Annotated in this window: 1 protein-coding gene; it reads left to right on the plus strand. The window is 51.9% G+C overall.

All coding sequences use genetic code 11. The annotated features are described in order from the left end of the window. Positions 1-347, plus strand: a 347-nt coding sequence (locus ABHV44_RS16250) for a hypothetical protein (RefSeq protein ID WP_459075766.1), incomplete at both ends; no start/stop codon positions are given.

Raw genomic sequence — 347 nt, forward strand, 5'->3', positions numbered from 1 at the left:
CCAGCAGCGCTGACACTGGAGTGTGACGCAGAGATCCCAGCCACAACAGCAGAAGCAGTAGACAACTGCGACAGCTCAGTGGTGGTAACTTCAGCTGACTACGATCTGATCACCCCATGGGTGTTCTCATCGACTTCCGGAGACGGTTTTGGAGAAGTAACTGAAGACGGACTGACACTGGAAAGTTCAGATTCAGGAACACTGGTAAGCCAGATTGTAGCCCTCACGTCAGCAGCAAAAGCGCTGACGATCAGCTTCGACTGGGATTACCTGACCACCGATGTAGACGGACCAGCTTATGAAGAGTTTGGCTACACGATTGACGGAGTGTTTACTCAGCTGTCAGA

It is taken from the genome of Halocola ammonii (genome assembly GCF_049334165.1).
In the GTDB taxonomy this organism is placed as follows: Bacteria; Bacteroidota; Bacteroidia; order Flavobacteriales_D; family Sanyastnellaceae; genus JBEGHD01.